Raw genomic sequence first — 551 nt, 5'->3', positions numbered from 1 at the left:
GCGCGCGCCATCCATGCCCATATCCACTACCGCACCTTCCTCAACGGCAACCGCACCATCGTCTTCCCGGCAAGCCCCGGAAGCTATGCTTCCGAGAGGATGGGGTAGGCCATGGCTGCGATGACTGCGCCAACCGTGATCGACGGCAAGCAGGTGGCGGCTTCGGTGATCGAGGCGGTGAAGACGGCAACGTCCGCTCTGGAGAGTGGGACCGGAACGAAGGCCGGTCTGGCGGTGGTGATCGTCGGCGATGATCCGGCCAGCCACAGCTATGTGACCTCGAAGAGCAGGATGGCCAAGGAGTGCGGCTTCAAATCCATCCAGCACACGCTGCCGGCCGAGACGACGCAGGAAGAGCTGGCAAAGCTGGTGCAGTCGCTGAACGAAGACCCATCCATCCACGGGATCCTGGTGCAGCTGCCTTTGCCGAAGCATCTGAACTCGGAGCCGATCATCCAGTCGATCCGGCCGGAGAAGGATGTCGACGGACTGCATGTGGTCAATGCCGGCAAGCTTGCCACCGGTGATCTCGCAACCGGCCTGATTTCCTG

At 62.4% G+C, this 551-nt stretch carries 1 protein-coding gene and 1 pseudogene; both read left to right on the top strand.

Features of this window, described 5'->3' with window-relative positions; translation table 11 throughout:
- A pseudogene (gene purU, locus AB6803_RS33105) lies at nucleotides 1-108 on the top strand (formyltetrahydrofolate deformylase); the annotation flags it as partial.
- Between the two features lie 3 nt (nucleotides 109-111).
- Nucleotides 112-551, top strand: a 440-nt coding sequence (locus AB6803_RS33100; RefSeq protein ID WP_371112794.1) for a tetrahydrofolate dehydrogenase/cyclohydrolase catalytic domain-containing protein, incomplete at its 3' end; no start/stop codon positions are given.

It is taken from the genome of Rhizobium sp. RCC_161_2, assembly GCF_041355235.1.
In the GTDB taxonomy this organism is placed as follows: Bacteria; Pseudomonadota; Alphaproteobacteria; order Rhizobiales; family Rhizobiaceae; genus Rhizobium.
This window is presented reverse-complemented; position numbering and strand designations above follow the sequence as displayed.